This window comes from Planctellipticum variicoloris (genome assembly GCF_030622045.1).
Classification (GTDB): domain Bacteria; phylum Planctomycetota; class Planctomycetia; order Planctomycetales; family Planctomycetaceae; genus Planctellipticum; species Planctellipticum variicoloris.
This window is the reverse complement of record NZ_CP130886.1, coordinates 859,442-880,861: the sequence shown is the minus strand read 5'-3', so window position 1 is coordinate 880,861 and position 21,420 is coordinate 859,442. Positions and strand designations below refer to the sequence as shown.

The following is a 21,420-nucleotide window of genomic DNA, read 5'->3' as shown; positions in this document are numbered from 1 at the left end:
TTCCCAGGCGGAGCCTGGGAACGAGGTTCAGCCTGCGACGGCCGGCCGCATTCCGGCGTGCCGCTCCGGGCGGATTTCAATCCAATCCCGGCCAGCAGGCCACATTGGAGCAGGTTTCGCGCGAGATGCCGGTCGCCGGGAGGTGGCCGAACTTTTCTTCGTAGAGGTGCCACGACAGGTAGCACATTTCTTCACACTCCAGATCGCTCATGGCGCGTGCGGGGTCCGCGTTGACCGCGTCGTAATATGCTTTTCCGGCAGCCACGATGAAGCCGCGGCCATACAGAAAACCGTCGTCCGAGCCGCCGACGTGTTCGTGAATGTCCTGCCGGTCGATCTCGTGAAGCTTCTGCTCCAGGATCCGGTCGAAGCCGGCCAGTTCTTCCGCGGGCAGTTCATCCAGCACGTCGGCCAGGGCCGGGACGACATCTTCATCCATCGCGGCGACGAGGTCTTCCGCCGCAATGTCCGACAGCCGGCCGTCGAGCAAATCCCGCCTGGCCTTCGCCCGCCCTTCGACGGTTTTCCAGGCGTCTTCAATCAGCGACCAGAAACGCGACGCGTCCATGGGTGGGCCTTCCCGCGGCAAAGAATCGTCGAGACGCTGTTCAGCAGCACTCCTAAAGTAGCGTCGAAGCCGTCGCGATCAACCCCCTTGTAGAAACCCCAGTGGCGCTCGGCGAAATCCGATGCGGAGCTGCAATTCTGGGCCCTTGAACGCTCACTCAGGTCGGGGCCGGCGGGCTCGCTGGTTCAGCCAGCGATTGGACAGCACCCCCGCCCAGGGGATGAGAGCCGCGAGGATGGCGATCTGTTCGATGGCCGTTACGCGTCCATGAGCCCGTCCGATTCGACGGCATTGCGCGAAGACGAATGTGGCGTGGCCGAGCAGCAGGCCGATGTGAATCGCGACGAAGAGGGCGACCAGCATCACGAAACTTGTCGGCGGTTCGGCGGCTTGAGGCGGGCTTCCGGCCGGGGCCAGCACCAGCGGGGCAATGACCGCCCACTCCAGGGTCACCAGCACACTATAGGCGAACGGATACCAGGTCAGGAATCGTAACCAGCCGGCAGGCATGACAGCGACTTCAACGGTCAGGGGAATGGCTCTCGACAGAGGATCGTAACGGATCGGGGGCCGTGACGGGAAATGTCTCTGCCAGCATTTCGCGTACGATGGACGTCCTCGTCCGTCGATTTCAGATGCGGCGCCACCATCCGGAAAAGAACCGACGGACGAGGACGTCCGTCGTACGGCAGTTCCGCGGCCTCCGCATGTCCCCATGAAATCGTGCTGACTTGACCTGCATCTCTGCGCCCGCGACAGTCTGTTCGGATATTGACGATCTTCAGGGAGCGAACCGTCATGCAAGACGAACAACTGCAGCGAGTCCAGGCGGCGTATGGCGTTGAGAACTGGTCGGCCGGCTATTTTGAAGTCGGTCCTGAAGGGACGATCCTCGTGCGGCCGGCCCGAGGCGACAGCCGCTCGGTCGACCTCAAGAAGATCATCGACGAGCTGATCCGCGACCGCAAAGTGCAGACTCCTTTGCTGCTGCGGTTTCCGCAGATTCTCACCAACCAGCTCCGCATCCTTGCTCACTCCTACCAGCGGGCGATGACGGAGTACGGCTTCCAGGGGACGCACTTTCCGGTCTTCCCGATGAAGGTGAATCCCCGGCGGGAGGTGATCGAGGAGTTCCTCCGCGACAGCGCCCGCTGCCGGGTCGGGCTGGAATGCGGATCGAAGGCCGAGCTGTACGCCGCGGTCGCGCAGACGCAGGCTGAAGAATCGCTGCTGATCTGCAATGGATTCAAGGACGCCGAGTTCATCGAGCTGGCGCTGCTGGCCGTCCAGTCGGGCAAGCGGGTGGTGGTGGTCGTTGAAAAACTGAGCGAGCTGCGCCTGATCATTCAATACGCGGAGCAGACGGGGGTCGTCCCCTGGATCGGCCTGCGGGCCAAGCTGTATTCTCGCGGCAGCGGCAAATGGGCGGCATCGGGCGGGGATGCGGCCAAATTCGGACTGACGACGTCGGAGATTCTCGACTGCGTGCGACTGTTGAAGGCACACCGGCTGGAAGGGCAGCTCAAGCTGCTCCACTCGCACATCGGCTCGCAGATTACTGACATCAAACGGGTCAAGAACGCCATCAAGGAGGCGGCTCGCGTTTACGCGAAACTGCGGCTGATGGGGTCCACGATCGAATACATGGACATCGGCGGCGGCCTGGGGGTCGACTACGACGGCTCCAAGACCCGCTCCGAGTCGTCGATGAACTATGGCGTGCAGGAGTTCGCCAACGACGTGATCTACACGATCAAGGCCGTCTGCGACGAAGAGGGAGTGCCGCACCCGAATGTCGTCACGGAAAGCGGCCGGATGATGACGGCCTATCACGCGGTCTGCATCACGTCGATCCGGGACGAGATCGAAACATTTGCCGAAGATGTGCCGGAGGTGCAGATCGACGCCGACGACCCGCAGGTCATCAGCGAGCTGAAGGAGCTGTGCGACCACATCACCGGGAAGAACTACGTCGAATACTACCACGACGCTCAGGAGCACAAGGACAGCCTGCATACGCAGTTCAATCTGGGGCTGATCAGCCTCGAAGACCGGGCCAAGGGGGAGGTGCTGTTCTGGGAAATCTGCGCAAGGGCGCTGCACCATTCCGAGGACGAGCGGTTTCCGGCCGAGGAGTTCGCAGACCTCAAGAAGATTCTCGCGGCGAAGTATCTCTGCAATTTTTCACTGTTCCGCTCGGCCCCGGACAGTTGGGCGATTCGTCAACTCTTCCCGATTGTCCCGATCCATCGACTCAACGAACCGATGACGGACTACGCCACGCTGGTCGACGTGACGTGCGATTCAGACGGCAAGATCGATCACTTCATTGATCTGCGGGACGACAAGGAAACGCTGGAAATCCACAAATGGGAGCCGGGGCAGGCCTACTTCCTGGGGATTTTTCTGGTGGGGGCTTACCAGGAGGTGATGGGGAGTTTTCACAATCTGTTCGGTCTGCCGGACGAGGCCCACATCGCCATCGACGATGCGGGGCGTTATCACGTCACGAAGATCATCGCGGGCAGTCGGATTGCGGACATGGTCAGTTTCGCCCGGTACGACAAGGGGCAGCTTCAGGATCTTTATCGCCAGCATCTCGACGCCCGTGTGGAAGCGGGCCGTCTGACACGTGAGGCCGCCGATGCGCTGGCGGAGGAATATGTCAAAGCTGCGCAGGGAGTGACGTATCTGAGCCGGACGGGGTTGTAGGCGGGGGAAAGAACGTCAGAACGGCAGCGGCGTCGGCGCCTTCGTCGGCCGGAGCACCAGCCGGTAGAGTGCCGGCAGCACAAACAGCGTAAACAGAGTGCTGGAGATCACGCCGCCGATGACGACCGTGGCCAGCGGTCGCTGAACCTCGGCCCCGGTCCCTTCGCTGACGGCCATCGGCACGAAGCCCAGGCTCGCGACCAGCGCCGTCATGATGATCGTCCGCAGACAGGAGTGGGCCGTATGGGCGAGGGCGGCTGCGGGGTCGGGATCGACCGCGAGGCGCTCCCGCAGCGCCGACGCCAGGACCATCCCGTTGAGGACCGACACGCCCGAGAGGGTGATGAAGCCGACCGCCGAGGAAATCGAAAGGGGCATTTCCCGAGCCAGCAGGAACCAGACGCCGCCGACGCAGGCAAACGGCACGCTGACGAACAGCAGCAGCGCATCGGTCACATTTCGGTACGTCAGATAGAGCAGCACGAGGATCAGCCCGAGAGCCAGCGGCACGACGATCGTCAGCCGGGCCTGGGCCCGCTGCATGTTTTCGAACTGGCCGCCCCATTCGAGGCGGAACTGATCCGGCGGCAGGTCGACTTTCTCGGCAATCTGCTTCTGGGCATCGGCCACAAAGCTGCCGACGTCGCGACCGCGGACGTTGCTCTGGACGACGATCCGGCGGCGGCTCCATTCCCGCGTCACCAGCTTCGGTCCGGAGATCAACTCAATGTCCGCCAGTCGGGAGAGCGGGAGCCGTTCGCCGCCCGGGGCCTGGAGCTGCACCTGCTTGAGGGCGTCCGGGCCGTCTCGCAGATTGTCGGGCAGCCGGACGACGATCGGGAACCGCAACTGTCCCTCGACGATCTGTCCGACGGCTTTGCCGCCGACGGATTCGACAACATCGAGCACATCGGCGGCGGCGATGCCGTAGCGGGCGATTTCGTCCTGGCGGATGGCGATTCGCAGAATCGGCTGGCCGTTGATCTGTTCCGCCGAGACGTCGGCCGCTCCCGGGATTCCCTTCAGGACCGTCTGCAGTTCGTTGGCTTTCTGGACGAGGGCGTCGAGGTCCTGGCCAAAGACTTTGAGGGCGATGTCGGCCCGCACGCCGGACACCATTTCGTTGATGCGCTGTTCGATCGGTTGCGTGAACCAGACGATCTGCCCCGGATATTCGTCAACAAACTGGGCCATCACTTCGACCAGCCCGGCCTGGGTCCGGGCGCGGGTCCATCCGCTGCGCGGTTTGAGGGCGATAAACATATCGGTCGCCTCGACGGCTCCCGCATCGGTGGCCACTTCGGGCGTACCGACCCGGCTCCAGACGTGAGAGACTTCGTCGGGAAACTGCTGGAGGATCAACTTTTCCATCTGCGTGTTGACTGCGGCCGAGGCTTCGAGGCTCGTTCCCGGCGCCCGCAGAATTCCCAGGACCAGGTCTCCCTCGGAGAGCCGGGGGACGAACTCCGAGCCCATCCGGGAGGCGCTGTAGCCGGTTGCGATCAGGATCGCGAGGGCGAGGCCGATCACCAGCCAGCGCGCCTGCAGGGCCATCGCCAGAAACGGCCGGTAGATCCATTGGGCGAGCCGGACCAGCCAGACGTCCTTTTCTTCGACTTTTTTCGGCAGCAGCCAGCTCGCCAGGACTGGCGTGACGGTCAGCGAGACGATCAGCGAACCGATCAGAATGAAGATCACCGTCCACGCCATCGGACGGAACATTTTGCCTTCCACCCCTTCCAGCGAGAGGATGGGGATATAGACGATCATGATGATGAGCTGGCCGAAGCAGGCCGGCTTGCGGACTTCGGCGGTGGCTTCGCGGATCAGTCGCAGGCGTTCCGGCCCCGACACTTCGCCGTGATGTCCCAGTTTGCGGATGATGCTTTCGATGACGACGACGGAGCTGTCGACGACGATGCCGAAGTCGATGGCGCCGAGGCTCAGCAGCGAAGCCGCGATCATCGCCTGGTTCATGCCGCAGAAGCCGAACATCATCGACAGCGGAATCGCCGTGGCCGCGATCAGCCCGGCCCGCAGGCTTCCCAGGAGGAGGTACAGGATCACGACAACCAGAAACGCGCCTTCCAGCAGGTTGGTGCGGACGGTGGCGATGACCTGGTCGACCAGCCGGGTGCGGTCGTAGACCACCTCGGCCTGGATGCCCTCGGGCAGCTCGGACTGCAGTGCGGCAAACTTTTCCCGCATGCGAGTGGTGACCGAGTAGCTGTTCTCGCCCATCAGCATGAAGCCGAGGCCCAGGACGACTTCGCCTTTGCCGTTGGCGGTGACGACGCCGCGTCGCTGTTCGTGTCCGATGGTGACTTCCGCCACGTCTTTGACACGGACCGGGACGCCGTCCTGGGCTTTCAGGACGATGTCGCCGATCTGTTCGGTGTTGACGGTCCGGCCGACGCCGTGGACCAGGATTGCGTCGCCTCCCGCGAGGATGCTGCCGCCGCCGACGTTGAGGTTGTTCCGCGGAATCGCCTGGACCACCTGGTCGAGCGTGAGGTCATACTTCTGCAGGCGACCGGGGTCGATCCGGATCTGGTACTGCTTGTTCATCCCGCCCCAGGCGTTGACCTCGGCGATGCCGGCCACCGTCCGCAGTTCCGGCTTGAGGGTCCAGTCCTGATAGGTTTTGATATCCGTCAGACTCTGACCGTCGGGGATCAGCAGGTAGTGGAAGACTTCGCCCAGCCCGGTCGAAACGGGACCCATCTCCGGTTTGGGGAGTCCCGGCGGGAGATCCACCGTCTGCAGGCGTTCGTTGATGAGCTGGCGGGCGAAGAAGATGTCGGTGCCGTCCTTGAACGTCACGATGACGACCGACAGACCGAACTGGGAAACCGACCGCAAGGATTCCAGGCCCGGCAGGCCTCCCATCGACAGTTCGATGGGAAAGGTGATCTGACGTTCGATCTCGTCGGCCACGAGGCCCGGGGCCAGGGAGTTGATCTGCACCTGGATCGGCGTGGTGTCGGGGAAGGCATCCACTCGCAGTTGGCCGGCAGACCAGTAGCCGGCTGCGCAGACGGCGATGGCGCAGGCCGCGACAGCGCCGCGGCGTTGCAGGGCCCATTCGATTAATGCGACCAGCATTCGCCGGCGTCCTCTTGTCACGGCGCGGGGCGAGAACGGCCGCCGGCTCGGGGAATTCGTTCCGGAACGGGTCGGGTCGACGGACCGGGTCCGGCAGCGTTCCGACGTCTGATCTATCGACCGGCCGGGATGCGGCAATCAGTTGGCAGTCGTTTCCATCCGGGAGAACACCAGTGCCGACTTTAACGCGTGGCTGCCGCCGTTTACGACTCGGGCAGCGGTCGGCAGGTCTCCGTGAACTTCGGTAAAATCGTTACTGGTGATTCCGAGCGTCACCGGGACGCAGTCAAAGGAATGATCGTTGACCTGCACAAAGAGGACGTGCTGATCGCCGTCCCATTGCACGCAGCTCCTAGGCACGACGCGCGCCGCCATGTTTTCCACCAGCGAGATTCGTCCTGTTCCGAACGTCTGCGCCCGAAGCAGTCGGCCGCGTGGCTCCCCGGTGATCGGATCGGTGACGAGAGGGTTGTCGACATCGGCGCGGACTTTGAGCGTGCGGGTTTCCTTGTCGACTTCGGTGCTGATCCAGGTGATCCGGCTCTCGATCGGTTGCGGGAGGCCCAGGACTTCGAAACGAAGCGCCTGCCCGACCGCGACGCGTCCGGCGCTCTCTTTGCCCAGATCGAGCGTGAGCCACATTCTGCGGGTGTCGGCGATTTCAAACGTCGCCTGCATCGGGTCGACCACTTCGCCGACGACCACGGAATGACCGATGATGACTCCGTCGAAGGGGGCGAACAACGGGAGCAGATTGGAGGTGATTCGTTCCGGATTGAGTTCGGCGATCAGATCGGGTGGAACTCCGAGCGTGCGGATCTTCAGCATCCGCTGCGTGTCGTTGAGGGGGATAAAATCGTCTACGGTCAGCTCGAAACCCAGATTGACGAGGGCTTGCTCGCAGTTCAGCAGGCGAATTCTTGCTTCGCGAAGGGCGGCCTGAGCCTCGCGAATCTGTCGGCCGGTCACTGCGTCTTTGACGCGTTCCAGGTTGGAGGCCAGCTCGGCGCGGACTTCCATCGTCACGAGGCCGTTCAGGAACTCGGCCTTGAGCCGGCCGACTTCTTCCGATTCCACGAGCGCCAGAATCTCCCGCTTGCGGACCTCCTGGCCGTGGTGTTTCAGGACTCTCCAGACGGTTCCCTGGACGCGTGTTGATAACTGGGCTACGTAGCGTTCGTCGTAGGCGACTTCGCCGTTGGCGGCGACGCGTTCGGTGAGGGCGCGGTCTTCGATGCTGGCCAGAGTAACGCCGGCGCGGGCGATGGCGTCGGAGGTGGGGAAGGAGATGCGGAACTTGCCGTCGGGGGTCCGGTGCGAGATGGGGCGTTCGCCGTATTCTTCGGTCAACGACTTCTTACGAACCGCCCCGTCGTCCGGATGGGACGGGCCGGCATGCGCGTGCGCGCCGTCGTTCCAGTGAAACGTCCAGTGGCTGGAGTGGCCGGCATATCCGACGGAGGACAAACCGAGGACCGTCAAGAGCGCGGCCAGACGCTGTCGCAGCGTCGCGACCGTATTCGCAGTCAGTTTCATGGCCCGAAAACCCTGTCAAACCGGGATCGCAGACATCTTGAACCGTTGATGTCGTCCACGATCACCGGAACTCTAGCTCACAAATTGCCTGAGGAGCGCAATCGGGCCGAGGGGGCCAATGACGCCCAGCGACGGACCACGGCGGGGCGGGCGTGCCATAAGTCTTGTGTGCATAGATTGTTGCGGATGATCGCCGGCGTAGCGGTCAGCCGTTCCGTCTCGGAGACCGTCGGTCTGGCGCGCCGGCCAATGGAGCCGACGAACTCCGCGGTCGATTTGTGTGTCCGACGGCAGTTCTGCCACCCGCCGGGAGCAACCGCATGTCCACCATCGACTGGCATCAATTCGAGCAGGTCGAGCTTCGCGTCGGCACGATTGTCGAGGTGGCGGACTTTCCAGAGGCTCGCAAGCCGGCTTACCGGATCAGAGTCGACTTCGGGCCGGAGATTGGCGTTCGGCAGACCAGTGCGCAGGTGACTGCGCTGTACTCGAAGGAGGCCCTGCTCGGCCGGCAGATCCTGGGTGTGCTGAACTTCCCGCCGAAGCAGATCGGTCCGGTGCGGTCGGAATTCCTGCTGACGGGCTTTTATCGCGCCGACGGCGCGGTGGTCCTCGCCGTTCCGGATCAACCGGTGCCGAACGGGGTGAAGCTGGGGTGAGGGTGCCATTGGCGATCCGTGCCCAGGCAGCCCGTCTGTGGCGGTGAGGGTTTCGCCGCGCCGGCGAAGCTTTCTTCGTCGCGGCTCAAGACACGCCATGCTGCAGCGTCATCGCCGTGGCCGGTCCGCCGGCTCCTGCGACGACGCGTCTCCTGGCCGTCGGCGGCCAGAACATTCCGGCAGTTCGCGATTTTTCGCGACTGGACCAACTGCGGCAGGGGTGATGCCGTCCGCGTAATGAGCGCGGAGAACATCGCACCGGCACGGCTGTTGCGTATGGCAGATTCGCCAGGAGGCATGTTGCTCGCACGGCGGTTGAGAGGGTGGAGATGGGATTCCGCGGAACGGCGGCCGGTCTGCTGATGGGATCGATTCTCGCGTCGTCCGGTTGTGCCCAGGTTGAAACTCCGGAAGTCGCCGTCACGACTTCCGTCGGTCGTCCGGGCATGTGCGCTCATTGCGGCAAGTCGCTGGCCGAAGTTCAGCCGGGCAATTTGATTGTGGTGGACAATGTGGAGTTCCTGACCTGCAACCCCGAATGCGCCGCCGGGGTGATCCGCCGAATTGCCGAGCGAGGCGAGCCATGAGGGGCCGCGCCGCGGCAGCATCCCGATCGATTCCAACTTCCTCGTCCGAGAGTTCCATGTCCTCACCTGATCGTCGCGCATTTACGCTGATCGAGCTGCTGGTCGTGATTGCGATCATCGCCATTCTGATTGGCCTGCTCCTGCCTGCGGTGCAGCAGGCGCGCGAAGCGGCGCGGCGGACGCAGTGCCGGAACAATCTCAAGCAGATCGGCCTGGCGATCCATAACTACGAGAGCGTCTACAACGGCATTCCGCCGAACGGTACGAATCCCGTCGGCGCCCGTCACGGGTGGAACTTTCGGCTGTTGCCGTATCTGGAGCAGCCCGCCCTGGCCGAGATGTACCGCGACGAAGGGGAATGGTTCGATCCGAGCAATCAGCCGGTCTACAGCCGGCAGTTAGCGGTGTTTCAGTGCCCTTCGGCGCCCAATCCGCGGACGTCGACCGGGGCGACGACCAACGGTCAGAACTGGACCGACGCAGCCTGCACCGACTATTCCTCGTCCGACGGAGTCGACAGTTCGGCGGTCGTCGGACTGGGGGTTCCGGCGACGCTCAACCGGGGAGGGCTGTTCAGCAATGACAAGCCGATTCGTTTCGCCGAGTGCACCGACGGGCTTACCAACACGATCATGATCGTCGAAGACGCCGGGCGACCGGAGTTCTGGGTGCGCGGGAAGCGACTGGGAACGATCGGCTCGACGGCCCCGACTTCGGTGAATCAGTCGGCCTATGGCGTCTGGGCAGGGCGGGATAATAAGACCCAGATCCACGGGCACACGATGGACGGACTGGCCTTCCCGGGGCCGTGCGCCGTCAACTGCACCAACTGGCGCGGCATTTACGCATTTCACTCGCAGATGGCGAACATCTGCTTTGGCGACGGTTCGGTGCGCTCGCTCGGCGAGGGGCTCAATGTGTATACGCTGATCGATCTGACGACTCGCGCCGGCGGCGAAGTGGTGACGATCAACGACTACTGATCGCTCCCATTCCGTTCCACATCGCACGCTTGGGGACTTCATGACAAATTGCTTTCGAGAGCTCGGTCGCACTCTCGTTTTTCTGACGCCCCTGGTCGCCGGTTGCGGTTCGAACGGTCCCGACCTGAAGCCGGTGTACCCGGTGACCGGGTCGGTCTTTGTCGACGGCGAGGCCGCGAAGGGGGCGGTCGTGATGTTTCACCCGCTGCCCATTCAGACGGGGCGGTTCGACATGATCCGTTCTCGCGGCACCGTGAATGAGAACGGCAGATTTCAGCTCACGACCTACCAGACGGATGACGGCGCACCGGAGGGAGAGTATGCGGTGACGATTTACTGGCCCGGAAAACGAACCGGTAAGCCTGATCCGAACGATGAAAACTCCGACCTGCCTCCCGATCGGCTGGGGCTGCGCTACAACGATCCGGCAACGTCGAAGATTCGAGTCCAGGTTACGGGGCCGGAGACCTCGCTGGAATCCTTCGAACTCGACTGACGTGACGGTCGGGGCGTCCGGCCGTCGACGTCGCGGGGGCGCTGCTCCTGTCGAGTCTTGCAGGCGAAGTCACCAGAAATTGCGATTGAATGCCACGACATCGTTCCCTTGAGTTCGTCCGGATGGAGAGGCTCCTGCACGCCAGACGCGTCGGGCTTGCGGGGAGCGCCGTGATGTGTTCGGCGGCTCTGATCTATCTTGCGACTGCGACCGCCGGCTCTGCCGTTGACGCGGCGGTCATCCGAATTCCTCGGGCGAACGGCGCAGAGGCCGGCCTCCCCGGTACGGGAAGTCATCCGGTTGAGGTTGTTGAAGAAGGTCCCGGATACCGCGTCATTCGCCATGCCGCCGGAACGACCCGCGTACCGGCCAGCCCTCAGCGAGTTTGCGCCTTATCCGCCGCCGACGAGCTGCTGGCGATCGGATTGAAGCCGGTGGCGCATTCCATCAATGACGGCAATTTTCCGGACTACCTGGCGGAGCCGCTGGCGGATGTGCCGTGGATCCCGAACGTCTACGGAGCACACTTGCCGAATCTGGAAGCGGTGGTCCGTGTCCGGCCCGACCTGATCATCACGCGGAACACCAGCCGCCAGACGTATCTGCAGTTGTCGCAGATCGCTCCCGTGGTCGTGTTGCTCGACCATCTCGTGAACTACCGTCAGCGATTGCTCGACGTGGGCGTGGTCGTCGGGCGACGTCGGCAGGCGGAAGCCCGACTGGCCTGGTACAACGCCAAGGTCAGCGCGGCCAACGCCGTCCTGCATCCGATCGTCGGTTCCCGGACGATGGCGATGATGGCCGTTCGACCGCGCATTTACCGCCTGTTTGGAGATCAGAATCACGTCAGTCCGCTGCTCTACGGCGACCTGCAGATGAAACGACCCGATCTGGTCCGCAACCGCACGTGGAGTTCGACGATCTCACCGGAGCAATTGCTCCGGTTTGATGCGGACTACCTGCTGGTCGCGGTTTCGGGGAACGGGGAAGGGCGTCGAACCTACGATGTCCTCCGCAAGAGTTTTGTATGGAGTCGCGTGCCGGCGATCAGGAACGAGTGCACGCTGGCGGTTCCGAAGTGGCGGCACTGGAGCGACTCCGGCATTCTGGGACGTGCGCGCGGAATCGACGACGTCCTCCGGCTGGTCTCCGCCGAATCGATCGCAACTGTCAATGCGCAGGCTGATGCGGCGCGGAACGAGTCCCTGCCGTGAAGCACTGGCGCGACCGACTCGTTCTGCCCGGTGCTGTCGGACTGGTTGCGGCGATCTTCGCGGCGTCGCTGCTGGTCGGGCCGACGGAGATCCCGCTGGAAACCGTGTTCCGCGTCCTTCGCGGGCAGGGCGTGAACAGCGATTCGCATCTGATTTTGCGAGATATCCGCCTGCCGCGCTCGTTGCTGACGCTCATGGTCGGCGCCAGCCTGGCCGTTGCCGGAGCGGTGATGCAGGGGGTGACTCGCAATCCGCTGGCCGGTCCGTCGATCATGGGACTCAGCGGCGGCGCGGCGCTGGCTTCGCTCATCTCGCTCATCGCCTGGCCGGCACTGAGCTACAACGGTTCGATCGTTGCGACGTTTGTCGGCGCGGCCGTCGGCTATGGCTGCGTTCTCGGCGTCGCCGCGCTGACTCCCGGGGGATTCTCGCCGGTCCGGATCGCGCTCGCGGGGGCGGTCGTTTCGGCGTTGTTTTCGGCGGTCACGCAAGGGCTGGTGATCGCTTACGGCATGTCGAGCACTATGCTCTACAGGACCATCGGCGGAATCACCAACGTGACCTGGGATCAGGTCGTCGCCGTCGCGCCGTGCTGCGTCGCGGGGCTCGCGGGGGCCTGGTGGCTGGCGCCGGGGATTACCATTTTGAGCCTGGGCGACGACGTCGCACGGAATCTCGGGCTGCGTTCGTTTCAGATTCGCGTGGCGTCGACGGTGCTGGTGCTGCTGCTGACGGGTTCCGCGGTTGCGGTCGCCGGTCCAGTCGGATTTGTCGGACTGATGACGCCGCACGTCTGCCGGCTTGCGGTCGGGGCCGATCAGCGTCGGCTGCTGCCGCTGAGTCTCGTCGCCGGCGCGGGGCTGACGACGCTTGCCGACCTGATTGCGCGCACGATCCTGGGGGCGCGCGGCGAGCTGCCGTTGGGAATCGTGACGTCGATGCTTGGCGCTCCCTGCTTCCTGTGGCTGATTCGGAGTCGCCGTCACCAGCGGCTCGACGTCGAAGTCCCGCGGCAGGTTCCGCCACGGGAGTGCTGGCGTCCCCGGGTCGTCCTGCCTCTGGCGGCGGGCCTCCTGTGCGCGATTTTTCTCATCGCACTGCACCACGGGAAGGCGGAGTTCCCGCTGGACGCGACGGCCCGCGTGCTCGTGGGGCAGGGTCGCCCCGAAGAACAACTGGTGCTGTGGTCCATTCGGATTCCGCGATTGATTTTCGCGGTCCTGATCGGAGTCGGCGTCGCCGTCGCCGGGACGATTCTGCAGGCTGTTCTCCGGAACGATCTGGCGGAACCGGGAATCCTCGGCGTGTCATCGGGCGCCAGCCTGGCGATCGTTGTCCTGCTGGCGGTCTGCGGGCATTCCGCGCTCGGTTCGCTCTTTCTGGTGCCGCTGGCCGGGATCTGCGGCGCTCTGGGAATCACCGGACTGGTGTATCTTCTTTGCCGCGGCGGTCAGCAATCATCGCCGAAGCTGCTGCTCACCGGCGTCGCGCTCAGTTCGATCGCCAGCTCAATGACGCTGCTCCTGTCTCTGCAGCTCAGTTCCGAGATCCATGCTTTCGTCGTTGCGTTCGGTGCGGGAAGCATGAACGCGGCGGGATGGAACTCGATCGCGATGCTGGCGGCGATTCTCGTCCTGCTGGTCCCGCTGGCGTGGAGTTTTTCGCCCACATTGAACGTCCTGCGACTGGGAGACCAGGCCGCGATGTCGCTGGGGGTCGCTCTGCCGGGGTGGTCGCTGGGACTGCTGAGCCTGGCGGTGGCGATCTGCGCTTCGTGCCTTGCGGTGGCCGGCGACATGATCTTTCTGGGGATGATCGCGCCCCACATCGCGCGGAGGCTGGTCGGGACCGATCATGCGGCCGTGATTCCGCTGGCGGGGCTGGTCGGCGCTACGCTGGTCATTCTCGCGGACATGATCGGCGGCAGCATCCTCCCGAACTCCGAGATCCCGGCGGGGGTGTTCGTTTCAGCGCTCGGGGCTCCCTATTTCCTCTACCTGCTGACACGTCCCTGAGAAATGGTCCCCGCATGAGCACGCTCACCTCTCACGAACTGACGGTCGGCTACGATCGGGAAATCATCATCCCCGAATTGACGGTCCATCTGCCGACCGGGAAGTTCACTGCGATTGTCGGACCCAATGGCTGCGGCAAGTCGACGCTCCTGAAAGCGCTGGCCAGGCTGATGCGACCGCAGGCAGGAGTGGTTTGCCTGGATGCCGCCGATATTCGGGAGATTCCCTCGCGCAAACTGGCGCAGCGACTCAGCATCCTGCTCCAGACGTCGACGGCCCCCGACGCTTTGACGGTTCGGGAGCTCGTCTCGTACGGGAGGTATCCTCACGGCCGGTGGCTCGGAACGCGGCATCCGGATGACGCCGATGTCCTGAAGTGGGCGATGAGCGTCACCGGCATCGACCAACTGTCCGATCGACCGGTCAATTCGCTGTCCGGCGGCCAGCAGCAGCGGGCCTGGATCGCCATGACGCTCGCTCAGGGGGCCGAGGTGCTGCTGCTGGACGAGCCGACGAATCATCTGGACATGTCACATCAGCTTGAGATTATGGAGCTGCTGCTGCGGCTCAACGAGCAGGAGCAGAAGACGGTCGTCATGGTCCTGCACGATCTCAACCTGGCAGCGCGCTACGCCGGGCAGATGATCGTCATGCACGAAGGGGTGATTCTCGTGCAGGGCTCCCCTGACGAAGTCCTGACTGCGGAGACGCTGCGAACAGCGTTTGGCGTCGATGCTCAGATCACGCGCGACCCGCGGTCCGGCCGCCCCTACTGTGTGACGTACCCGCTGGCGGGCGCCGAAATGCTGAGACAGGTCAATCGCTGAACGCCGCGGCGCCGGCAGCATTGCGAGTCTCCGGCCGAATACTCTCCGTCCGCCGGGCTCCGGCGAGACAGGCCTGCGCCACGATCCAGCCCAGGGCCGCTCCGTAGCAGACGTCGCTCGGAAAGTGGGCCTGGCTTCGCACTCGCTGCAGGGCCACCAGCGTTGCCAGCAAACCGAAGTACCAGCGCCCTTGCGGATACATCGCCACCAGAAAACACGACAGGCCGAATGCCGTCGTCGTATGGGCCGATGGGAAACTCTGCCCGCCGCGGTGACCGTTGAGGATTGGCAGCCAGCTTGTGAACGTGTCCCACACGGCCATGTCGCTCAGCACGACGTCGGGCGAGAAGTCGCGCGGGCGCGTCCGGCTGACAAGCAATTTGCCGAGATTCGCCAGCAGCCCCGCCCCCAGCGACGCGCCGGCCAGCCAGGGGATCAGCCGGCGTCGCCGGTGATCGAGGGACCACACGCCCAGCAACGCCAGCGCTGCGCCCACCCCGTGGCCCCAGGGCTCGGTGTTCTCGATCGCTTCTTCGAGAAAGCGCGGGAAACTCGGACCGCGGAAGTAGGTCGCCACGGGCAGGTCGATTGTCAGACAGGCCAGCCCCAGGACCATGAACAACACAGGGACGGCCCACGGCGAGCCGGGCGAGACCAGTTCAATGCGATCCGATGGGAAAACCGTCGGATCCGTGTGTTTGTTCGTCGTCGACACGCCACCCGACTCCGCTTCAATTCGCCTGCGGCAGGTTGGGGGAGGGCTCCTCGGCCGAGGGGGCACTTTTCAATTCGGCGTCCCGTTCCTCGCCCGCCTTCCGCAGCAGTTCCTGCGTCTTCATCCGGTTGATCCCGTGTTCTTCCGCCAGTCGCGTCCGATAGGCGCGCAGCGGCCGGACGACGATCTGATCGAGCGCCGTTCGCCGGGCGTCCCAGTCCGCGGTCGTTAACCCCGCCGCGGGCGCCAGGTCGCGCAGGACTTCCAGGGATCGTTCCGCGAGGACGACGTCCGTATCGAGTTCGACCACCTGCATCCGATAGGAGCGGGCCGGCATCGACGCCCGGATGTCCCAGCGTCCTCGCAGGAGCTGGACCAGATAGTTGAGCTGATCGAAACGGGCGGCAGGGGCCGTGACGGCGTCGGGTTGCTCGATCAGCAGCTTCAGGCACTCGGCGACATTCCGCACCGATCCATCCGGGGAAGGACTGTGATTGACGACGTGCAGTTTCAAGGCCAGTTCGCGAACGGGCTGGTCTCCCCGCCGGGCGTAGAGTTCAGCGGCTTCGTAGTGCGCGCACAGACTGACCAGGGGGTCGTAGGGCGAGAAGAAGTCTGCCACGGCGGCAATGCTCTGCAATTCGGGTTTCGCCTGCTGAGCGGCTTCGCCCAGGCTGACCAGGTATGCCTTTCGCTGCAGATCTTCCGCGTGCAGCGTTTTGCCGTCGCTGATGCCCGCGGCGACATCGATGGCCGCCCGCGGCCGATTCTTGAGCTGGTCGCGCAACGTCTTGCGATACTCCCACCAGAACGTGTCGGGGTTTTCCGCGACAAGCTTCGCGAGCTTCTGGACTTCGCCGATTCGACGGACGACGTCGGCGCATTCGCCGAATTGCCCCATCCAGTCCAGCAGACGGGCGGCGCGGGTCAGCCGGGCGGGCGACGGCGGATCCACCTGCCCCGGATCCTGCCACGCCAGGTACTGCGGCTCCGATTTCCGCGGCTTGAGCAGCAATGCGTGGACTTCCTGAGCCTTGTTGCCCCAGCGCATGACTTCGCCGGCGGCGGTCCAGGCCAGCCAGCCGTTCGTGGCGGTATTGTTTCCCGGCCCGTGGTCGGCGACAGCTTCGCGCAAGGCTGGTCCGTCGACAGCCGGCAGACTGGCGAGCATCGACCAGTCCCAGCCGCACCAGCCGAGCACGCGCACCACCTGCGGCGCTTCCATCCGTTCCCGCAGCGACTCACGAATCAGTCCTGCGGGGCTGTTTGTCGCCACCAGCAGGTATTCCCCCGGCACCGGCTCGAACAGCACGACTTCGCGAAACGCCTGTTGCATGGCTCCGGCGATCGCCTGCAGCGGTCGCGGTCCGTAGTCGATCCCTTCCAGCCGCTGGCAGAAGACGCCTTCCGCCTGCAGGCACTTTGCCACGTGCCGGTAGTGTTCCCGCGTGAAACTGGCGGTCCCGCCGTTGGCCATGGAAGCCGGGGGACAGGAGAGGATGACGTCGTAGTCGCCGCTCCGCTGTGTGACGAACAGTTCGGGCGCCGCCGTTGTCCAGCGAAACCGGTCGTCGGCCTCCGGATGGAAGCCGGTCAGTTCGGCCCATGCTCCGCGCGACAGGCTTTCCAGTGCGGGATCGCCTTCGACGCAGGTCAGTTCCGTCAGCGGAAATTCGAGGCAGGTTCGCAGCACCGTTCGCGACGTCCCCCCGAGGACCAGCACGCGCTGCGGCTGGCCGGCCAGGACCAGCGGGTAGGCGGCCTGCAGGACTTCGGGGGCGTAGTGGGGGTGCAGTTCGGGAGCGGCGGACATCATGCCGCGCGGCATTCCCGATTCCCGCAGATGAACCTGCACGCCGCGCGTTCTCCAGAGCGTCCACGGCCCGTTCTGACCTTCAATTGCCGTCAGAAGTCGCTGATCGTCGAGCCACGGCAGCCAGCGGCTGTCCCAGCCGGAACGCTGAGCGACCATGACGGTTGTCGAGTAGAGGAGCCGCGCTGTCCGTCCCGGTACGTGCCAGCCGCTGATCAGCGGAGTTGCCAGGGCCAGAGTGAACGCCAGCGGCGCGAGCCACCGCTTCCAGAGAAACGCCATGGCGGGCTGTTCCAGCCACAATTCAACAGCCCCCAGCAGCAGTAGGATTGCAGCGCCGACCGCCGCCAGATTTGCCAGGCCGATCTGCGACCACAGCAGGGCGGGAACGGCCCAGCCGCAGAGGACGACAGCCAGCAGTAAACCCGCCAGCAGGAGCGACGGGCGCAGATCCGCGGCCGATGTCATGCGCCAGAGCGTTCCGAGGGAAATTCCCAGCGGGAGGAGCATGCAGGTCAGAAACAGCGCCCGCGTCGGCAGCAGGAACGCGGGAGTCGTGAACGTCGCACTGCACCACAGGCAGAAACCGATCTGCGTCGATTCGGTTGCCAGCACGACCGCGACCCACGCAGCCGCCAGGACCGCCGCGCCTCCGGCGCCCAGCCTGCTGGCCAATTGCCGACCGAGGACCAGTCCCAGCACCAGTCCGCTGGCAACGCCTGCCGTCCAGTAGAGTCCGGTCGGCATCAGTTCGCCGACCCAGCGACACACGACGGCCGCGGCGAGGGCGACGGCGCCGATTTCCAGGATTCGAACCGCGGACCACGGGGCGGCAGCCGACCGCGGATCAATCAGTTCGGCAGCACTTTCGGAGAGAATCAGCCGCCCGGAGGCGTGCCAGAGTCCGCAGGCCAGACACAGCGCGCCCCACAGCCAGCCGGTCCATTCGCCGCCCAATGCAGGGGCCAGGCCGAATGTGGTCAGCCACAAACCGGCCACCAGGCTCGCGGTGATCAGGAGCTCCGTTGAGATGCGCCGGCCGACGGTGTTCGAGGTCTGACAAAGTCGAATGGCCGCCGCCGTCCAGAAGGCGACTGGCAGGAGTCCCTGGAGCAGGGCGGCGGCGAGGGCGAGGCCCCAGCCGATGTCCCAGCGGGCGACGCCGATCAGGAGCGTTTCCGCGGTAGTTCCGACCCAGAGGGGGTGAATGACGCCCCAGAGGCCGCACGCGACGAGCCAGCCGCCGAGCGAGGTTCCGGACTGCCGGGCCAGTCCGCCGCCGATGAGCAGGCCCAGCGCTGCGACCAGCGCCAGCGTGACGACGACGGGGAGGCTGACGCCCCAGAGGGCGACGTACTGCTGCCAGCCGACGAGGATCAACCCGCCGAGGCTCAGCCCGGCGGCCAGTTGAAATCCGGTCCCGGTTTGTTGCTTTACGAGCGGCGCCACACGTTCGATGGCCCGCAATCCCCAGGTCTGCATGGCGTCCCTGCCTGACTCGCTGGCGTCGTTTCCCGGATTATCGGAAGTCAGAAGTGCAGAGCCTGTCGAGCCTTACGCCCGTCACCGTTCTGCAGATCACCCCCGCCCCGCGGCCGTCCGGAGACTCCGTCCCCGTCCGTCCGCTGCCATGTCTTACCGGAAAGCGTGAAACCGGGGAAGAGGGGTTTCACATTCGGCGGCCGGCTACTTCAGGGCTGTAGCGCCGTCATTTGTTGCGGGGATGTCGGTCCCGGGGCGACGAACGGTGACCAGGTAGAACATGCCGCTGCCGTCAAATTGCAGAATTCCGAGGAACGACTGACCGACGCGGGTCTCGGCGATCATCGTCTGGCAGGGGAATTTGCCTTCGACGGCTTCGTTAACAGGCGCATCAATTCTCAACCGAACGTGTTCGCCATCGGGATCGGCAACGGCTGTCACCGACATTGAAACGGGATACGTTCCCAGAGTTGATTTGACTCCCGACCGCAAACGGAGAGTCGGTTGGCTGATTGCTATCGCCTTTGTCTGGCCAATCAGTTCCCGCGCTCGCTCGACGTCCGCTGGCGACAGACCGGGACCTGCCGAAAACTGACTGTGAATGAGTTTCACAAGTTCCTCGGCGGCCAACTGGGACTTTGGATCGGATTGACTGCCCTCCGTGAACATCGTGGATGTCAATTCCAGCGACGGCCGTGCGTCCCGGCGTAATTCCTCAAAGAGGTTCTCAATTTCCGCATGTTCCTCCGGAGTTCGACGAACGACCAGGCTGAGCGTCTCCGGTCGAGCGACAATCGCCCCCTGTTCGGAAGGAACTACCGTCTCAATCAGTCTGGCGAGTTGTTCGAGCGACGCGAGCGTTTCCGGATGTTCGCGATTCAGGCTCTCCTCGTGGCGATGACCGAGAGCCGGGGGCGCGGCGCGTACCGCTTCGTCGGCCACCAGATCCGCAACGTTGTAGACACGAATTCTCGGCCCCGCGACCGGCTCGTCCGCAAACGACGGAGAAACGCCCAGAACCAGAACCGCGACCAACCAGAATTGCCGCATCATGATTGTCCTCCGTGATGAATTGTGAAACTGGCTGAAGCGAGTGTACAGGCCGGGTTTCATCTCCGGAAGATGACGTTCAAACTTGCAGCAGCGTCTGCACGCCGGCAAGGCGTCCTTGGGTCACGGCATTTTCCCTCACTTTAAGGCCTTGAGCGAGCCTGTGAATCGCTCCCAGAGGTCTCTCGGCTCGTCTCCTTCGCCCCACACCAGTTCCAGTTTCACCTGGCAGTCCATCGTGTAGACCAGGAATTCGTGGACTTGCAGTCCCTTTTCGTTATTTGTGTAAGTCTCGAAGGCGGGGTAACCCTGCCAGGTGGTTTCAGTCCGTTCGAACCGGGCCGGTTTGACCAGTTTGACGTAGCTTGCACGAAAATCGTCAGAGTGCTTACGGGCGAAAGCCGGCAGCGCAGTGCGGTCGCGAATTTCCCCGGCATTCCAGCGCATCACGCCGAACGTCAAATAGGTTGGCGAATTCGGGTTTCCCATCCGCCAGATAAACTTCTCGATTGTTCTTCCCAATTCCCGGACGATCCGGCCCGGAGTGCCCGGCGCCTGAACTTCGAACAGCCGACTCTCGTCCTGACAGGCCGTCCACGGGATCGCTTGCGGATCTCTCACGATCGGTGGCGCGGGATCAGCGCCGGAGCGAGGAACTGCGGTGACGCTGGGCACGATGGCGTTCGGGACAGGTGATGAACTGGCAGGCTTGAACTGAAAAGAATTGAAGACCCGCTGTTGCACGGCGGAAAAGTCTGCATTTCCCGTTTGTGCCAGGCGGATCAAGATGAACTGGCTGCCGGTCCAGACCATCTGTTGCCATCCGACTATCCGTCCGCCTGCAGCGAACGACGTCTTGCGAGCCGCCATGCCCTGCACGAGCTGGTCGTCCTGGATCTGGATCGTCGTCCCCGGATGGGTTTGCAGGAACTGCTGCTCAAACTGGTCGAAGATCTGTTTGTGCTCTTCGTAGTCCCGCACGTTCTTCGCGCCAAAACCGGTCACGACGTGAACCATCCCGCCGTTGGCCTCGGCCTTATGAATGCGAAACTCCTCCAGCGGCAACGCGCTCCAGGACTGATCGACGTTCTCGACGTCCGGAACGCCGGGAAGGTCGATCACCATCAGTCCTCGATTCATCGTGAACGGCAACCAGCGCAACTGCTCGACGGGGACGACTGGCAAGGCAGCGGCCGGCGCGGATTGAGGCCCCGCCGTTGGATTCGGCTGCTGAGCGACCGATGGCGCGGGAGCGCCGAACCGCCCCCACGCCATCAGAAACAGCACGATCCCGAGCACGCCCAGCAAGGACGTCAACACCGCGGTCCTGATGATCAACGACGACTGCGAACGTCCCCCTTTGCGTCCTTTCTTCTTCGCTCCGCCAATCGCTTTGACACGCCGCGGAGCGGACTCTTCCGGCACATCCTCGAAGTCGTCGAAACTCTCCTCGTCGTCGGAGGCCGCCCGGGGAATGGCGAGCACCCCGCCGCATCCCGGACATTTGACCTTCTTTCCAGCAAACTCGTCCTTGACCTTGATCTCCTTGCCACAGAGTTCGCAGGAGACGGAGATGCTCATGAGCGACTTTCTAGCGATGGGATGACTGATGCCGCGACGGTCCCGTACAGAACCGGCCGGAAAGACCGGGAGAATTG

16 protein-coding genes are annotated in these 21,420 nt (G+C 64.0%); 8 read left to right on the top strand and 8 right to left on the bottom strand.

Annotation, left to right across the window (positions count from 1 at the left end):
* Positions 1 to 76: 76 nt before the first annotated feature.
* Positions 77 to 568, bottom strand: a complete 492-nt coding sequence (locus tag SH412_RS03435) for a DUF4240 domain-containing protein (protein ID WP_336522113.1) — start codon at positions 566 to 568, stop codon at positions 77 to 79.
* A 153-nt stretch (positions 569 to 721) separates the two neighbouring features.
* Positions 722 to 1,078, bottom strand: a complete 357-nt coding sequence (locus SH412_RS03430) for a hypothetical protein (protein WP_336522112.1) — start codon at positions 1,076 to 1,078, stop codon at positions 722 to 724.
* A gap of 288 nt (positions 1,079 to 1,366) precedes the next feature.
* On the opposite strand from SH412_RS03430, the gene speA reads away from it, so the two are divergent.
* Positions 1,367 to 3,280, top strand: coding sequence for a biosynthetic arginine decarboxylase (gene speA, locus SH412_RS03425; protein WP_336522111.1), 1,914 nt, complete (start codon positions 1,367 to 1,369; stop codon positions 3,278 to 3,280).
* Between the two features lie 15 nt (positions 3,281 to 3,295).
* Here speA and SH412_RS03420 read toward each other — a convergent pair whose 3' ends face one another.
* On the bottom strand, positions 3,296 to 6,385 hold the full coding sequence (locus SH412_RS03420; protein WP_336522110.1) for an efflux RND transporter permease subunit: 3,090 nt from the start codon (positions 6,383 to 6,385) through the stop codon (positions 3,296 to 3,298).
* Positions 6,386 to 6,523: 138 nt separating this feature from the next.
* A complete protein-coding gene (locus SH412_RS03415; protein ID WP_336522109.1) occupies positions 6,524 to 7,921 on the bottom strand; it encodes an efflux RND transporter periplasmic adaptor subunit in 1,398 nt (465 codons plus the stop codon).
* A 320-nt stretch (positions 7,922 to 8,241) separates the two neighbouring features.
* Here SH412_RS03415 and SH412_RS03410 point away from each other — a divergent pair, with 320 nt between their 5' ends.
* The 7 genes from SH412_RS03410 (at position 8,242) to SH412_RS03380 (ending at position 14,702) form a co-directional block, all read left to right on the top strand.
* Positions 8,242 to 8,580 (top strand): tRNA-binding protein, encoded by a 339-nt coding sequence (locus tag SH412_RS03410; RefSeq protein ID WP_336522108.1) that lies wholly within the window; start codon positions 8,242 to 8,244, stop codon positions 8,578 to 8,580.
* 329 nt (positions 8,581 to 8,909) lie between these two features.
* Positions 8,910 to 9,167 carry a hypothetical protein gene (locus SH412_RS03405; protein ID WP_336522107.1) on the top strand — a complete coding sequence of 86 codons (258 nt, stop codon included), beginning with the start codon at positions 8,910 to 8,912 and terminating at the stop codon, positions 9,165 to 9,167.
* A gap of 56 nt (positions 9,168 to 9,223) precedes the next feature.
* The gene (locus SH412_RS03400) at positions 9,224 to 10,150 is read left to right on the top strand and encodes a DUF1559 domain-containing protein (protein ID WP_336522106.1); all 927 of its coding nucleotides are present in this window, start codon (positions 9,224 to 9,226) and stop codon (positions 10,148 to 10,150) included.
* Between the two features lie 40 nt (positions 10,151 to 10,190).
* Positions 10,191 to 10,646, top strand: coding sequence for a carboxypeptidase regulatory-like domain-containing protein (locus tag SH412_RS03395; RefSeq protein WP_336522105.1), 456 nt, complete (start codon positions 10,191 to 10,193; stop codon positions 10,644 to 10,646).
* Positions 10,647 to 10,735: 89 nt separating this feature from the next.
* Complete coding sequence (locus tag SH412_RS03390; RefSeq protein WP_336522104.1) at positions 10,736 to 11,860, top strand: ABC transporter substrate-binding protein; 1,125 nt, start codon at positions 10,736 to 10,738, stop codon at positions 11,858 to 11,860.
* Complete coding sequence (locus tag SH412_RS03385) at positions 11,857 to 13,875, top strand: iron ABC transporter permease (RefSeq protein WP_336522103.1); 2,019 nt, start codon at positions 11,857 to 11,859, stop codon at positions 13,873 to 13,875. The genes SH412_RS03390 and SH412_RS03385 overlap by 4 nt, the downstream gene beginning before the upstream one ends.
* Before the next feature lie 14 nt (positions 13,876 to 13,889).
* Positions 13,890 to 14,702: an ABC transporter ATP-binding protein gene (locus SH412_RS03380; RefSeq protein ID WP_336522102.1), complete on the top strand. Its 813-nt coding sequence runs from the start codon at positions 13,890 to 13,892 to the stop codon at positions 14,700 to 14,702.
* Here the strand turns inward: SH412_RS03380 and SH412_RS03375 are convergent.
* From SH412_RS03375 to SH412_RS03360, 4 genes are all read right to left on the bottom strand, one after another.
* Positions 14,692 to 15,417, bottom strand: a complete 726-nt coding sequence (locus SH412_RS03375; RefSeq protein ID WP_336522101.1) for a phosphatase PAP2 family protein — start codon at positions 15,415 to 15,417, stop codon at positions 14,692 to 14,694. The two genes, SH412_RS03380 and SH412_RS03375, sit on opposite strands and share 11 nt — an antisense overlap.
* A gap of 16 nt (positions 15,418 to 15,433) precedes the next feature.
* Positions 15,434 to 18,712: a spermine/spermidine synthase domain-containing protein gene (locus SH412_RS03370; RefSeq protein WP_336522100.1), complete on the bottom strand. Its 3,279-nt coding sequence runs from the start codon at positions 18,710 to 18,712 to the stop codon at positions 15,434 to 15,436.
* A gap of 204 nt (positions 18,713 to 18,916) precedes the next feature.
* On the bottom strand, positions 18,917 to 19,765 hold the full coding sequence (locus tag SH412_RS03365; protein WP_336522099.1) for a hypothetical protein: 849 nt from the start codon (positions 19,763 to 19,765) through the stop codon (positions 18,917 to 18,919).
* A gap of 135 nt (positions 19,766 to 19,900) precedes the next feature.
* On the bottom strand, positions 19,901 to 21,343 hold the full coding sequence (locus SH412_RS03360) for a hypothetical protein (protein ID WP_336522098.1): 1,443 nt from the start codon (positions 21,341 to 21,343) through the stop codon (positions 19,901 to 19,903).
* Between the last annotated feature and the right edge of the window lie 77 nt (positions 21,344 to 21,420).

What these genes read in the sequence shown, in the direction of transcription:
- SH412_RS03380 (WP_336522102.1), top strand. Translation starts at nt 13,890, where the DNA reads ATGAGCACGCTCACCTCTCACGAACTGACGGTCGGCTACGATCGGGAA.
- SH412_RS03420 (WP_336522110.1), bottom strand. Translation starts at nt 6,385, where the DNA reads ATGCTGGTCGCATTAATCGAATGGGCCCTGCAACGCCGCGGCGCTGTC.
- SH412_RS03360 (WP_336522098.1), bottom strand. Translation starts at nt 21,343, where the DNA reads ATGAGCATCTCCGTCTCCTGCGAACTCTGTGGCAAGGAGATCAAGGTC.
- SH412_RS03400 (WP_336522106.1), top strand. Translation starts at nt 9,224, where the DNA reads ATGTCCTCACCTGATCGTCGCGCATTTACGCTGATCGAGCTGCTGGTC.
- SH412_RS03365 (WP_336522099.1), bottom strand. Translation starts at nt 19,765, where the DNA reads ATGATGCGGCAATTCTGGTTGGTCGCGGTTCTGGTTCTGGGCGTTTCT.
- SH412_RS03370 (WP_336522100.1), bottom strand. Translation starts at nt 18,712, where the DNA reads ATGCAGACCTGGGGATTGCGGGCCATCGAACGTGTGGCGCCGCTCGTA.
- SH412_RS03390 (WP_336522104.1), top strand. Translation starts at nt 10,736, where the DNA reads ATGCCACGACATCGTTCCCTTGAGTTCGTCCGGATGGAGAGGCTCCTG.
- SH412_RS03410 (WP_336522108.1), top strand. Translation starts at nt 8,242, where the DNA reads ATGTCCACCATCGACTGGCATCAATTCGAGCAGGTCGAGCTTCGCGTC.
- SH412_RS03395 (WP_336522105.1), top strand. Translation starts at nt 10,191, where the DNA reads ATGACAAATTGCTTTCGAGAGCTCGGTCGCACTCTCGTTTTTCTGACG.
- SH412_RS03415 (WP_336522109.1), bottom strand. Translation starts at nt 7,921, where the DNA reads ATGAAACTGACTGCGAATACGGTCGCGACGCTGCGACAGCGTCTGGCC.
- SH412_RS03430 (WP_336522112.1), bottom strand. Translation starts at nt 1,078, where the DNA reads ATGCCTGCCGGCTGGTTACGATTCCTGACCTGGTATCCGTTCGCCTAT.
- SH412_RS03435 (WP_336522113.1), bottom strand. Translation starts at nt 568, where the DNA reads ATGGACGCGTCGCGTTTCTGGTCGCTGATTGAAGACGCCTGGAAAACC.
- speA (WP_336522111.1), top strand. Translation starts at nt 1,367, where the DNA reads ATGCAAGACGAACAACTGCAGCGAGTCCAGGCGGCGTATGGCGTTGAG.
- SH412_RS03405 (WP_336522107.1), top strand. Translation starts at nt 8,910, where the DNA reads ATGGGATTCCGCGGAACGGCGGCCGGTCTGCTGATGGGATCGATTCTC.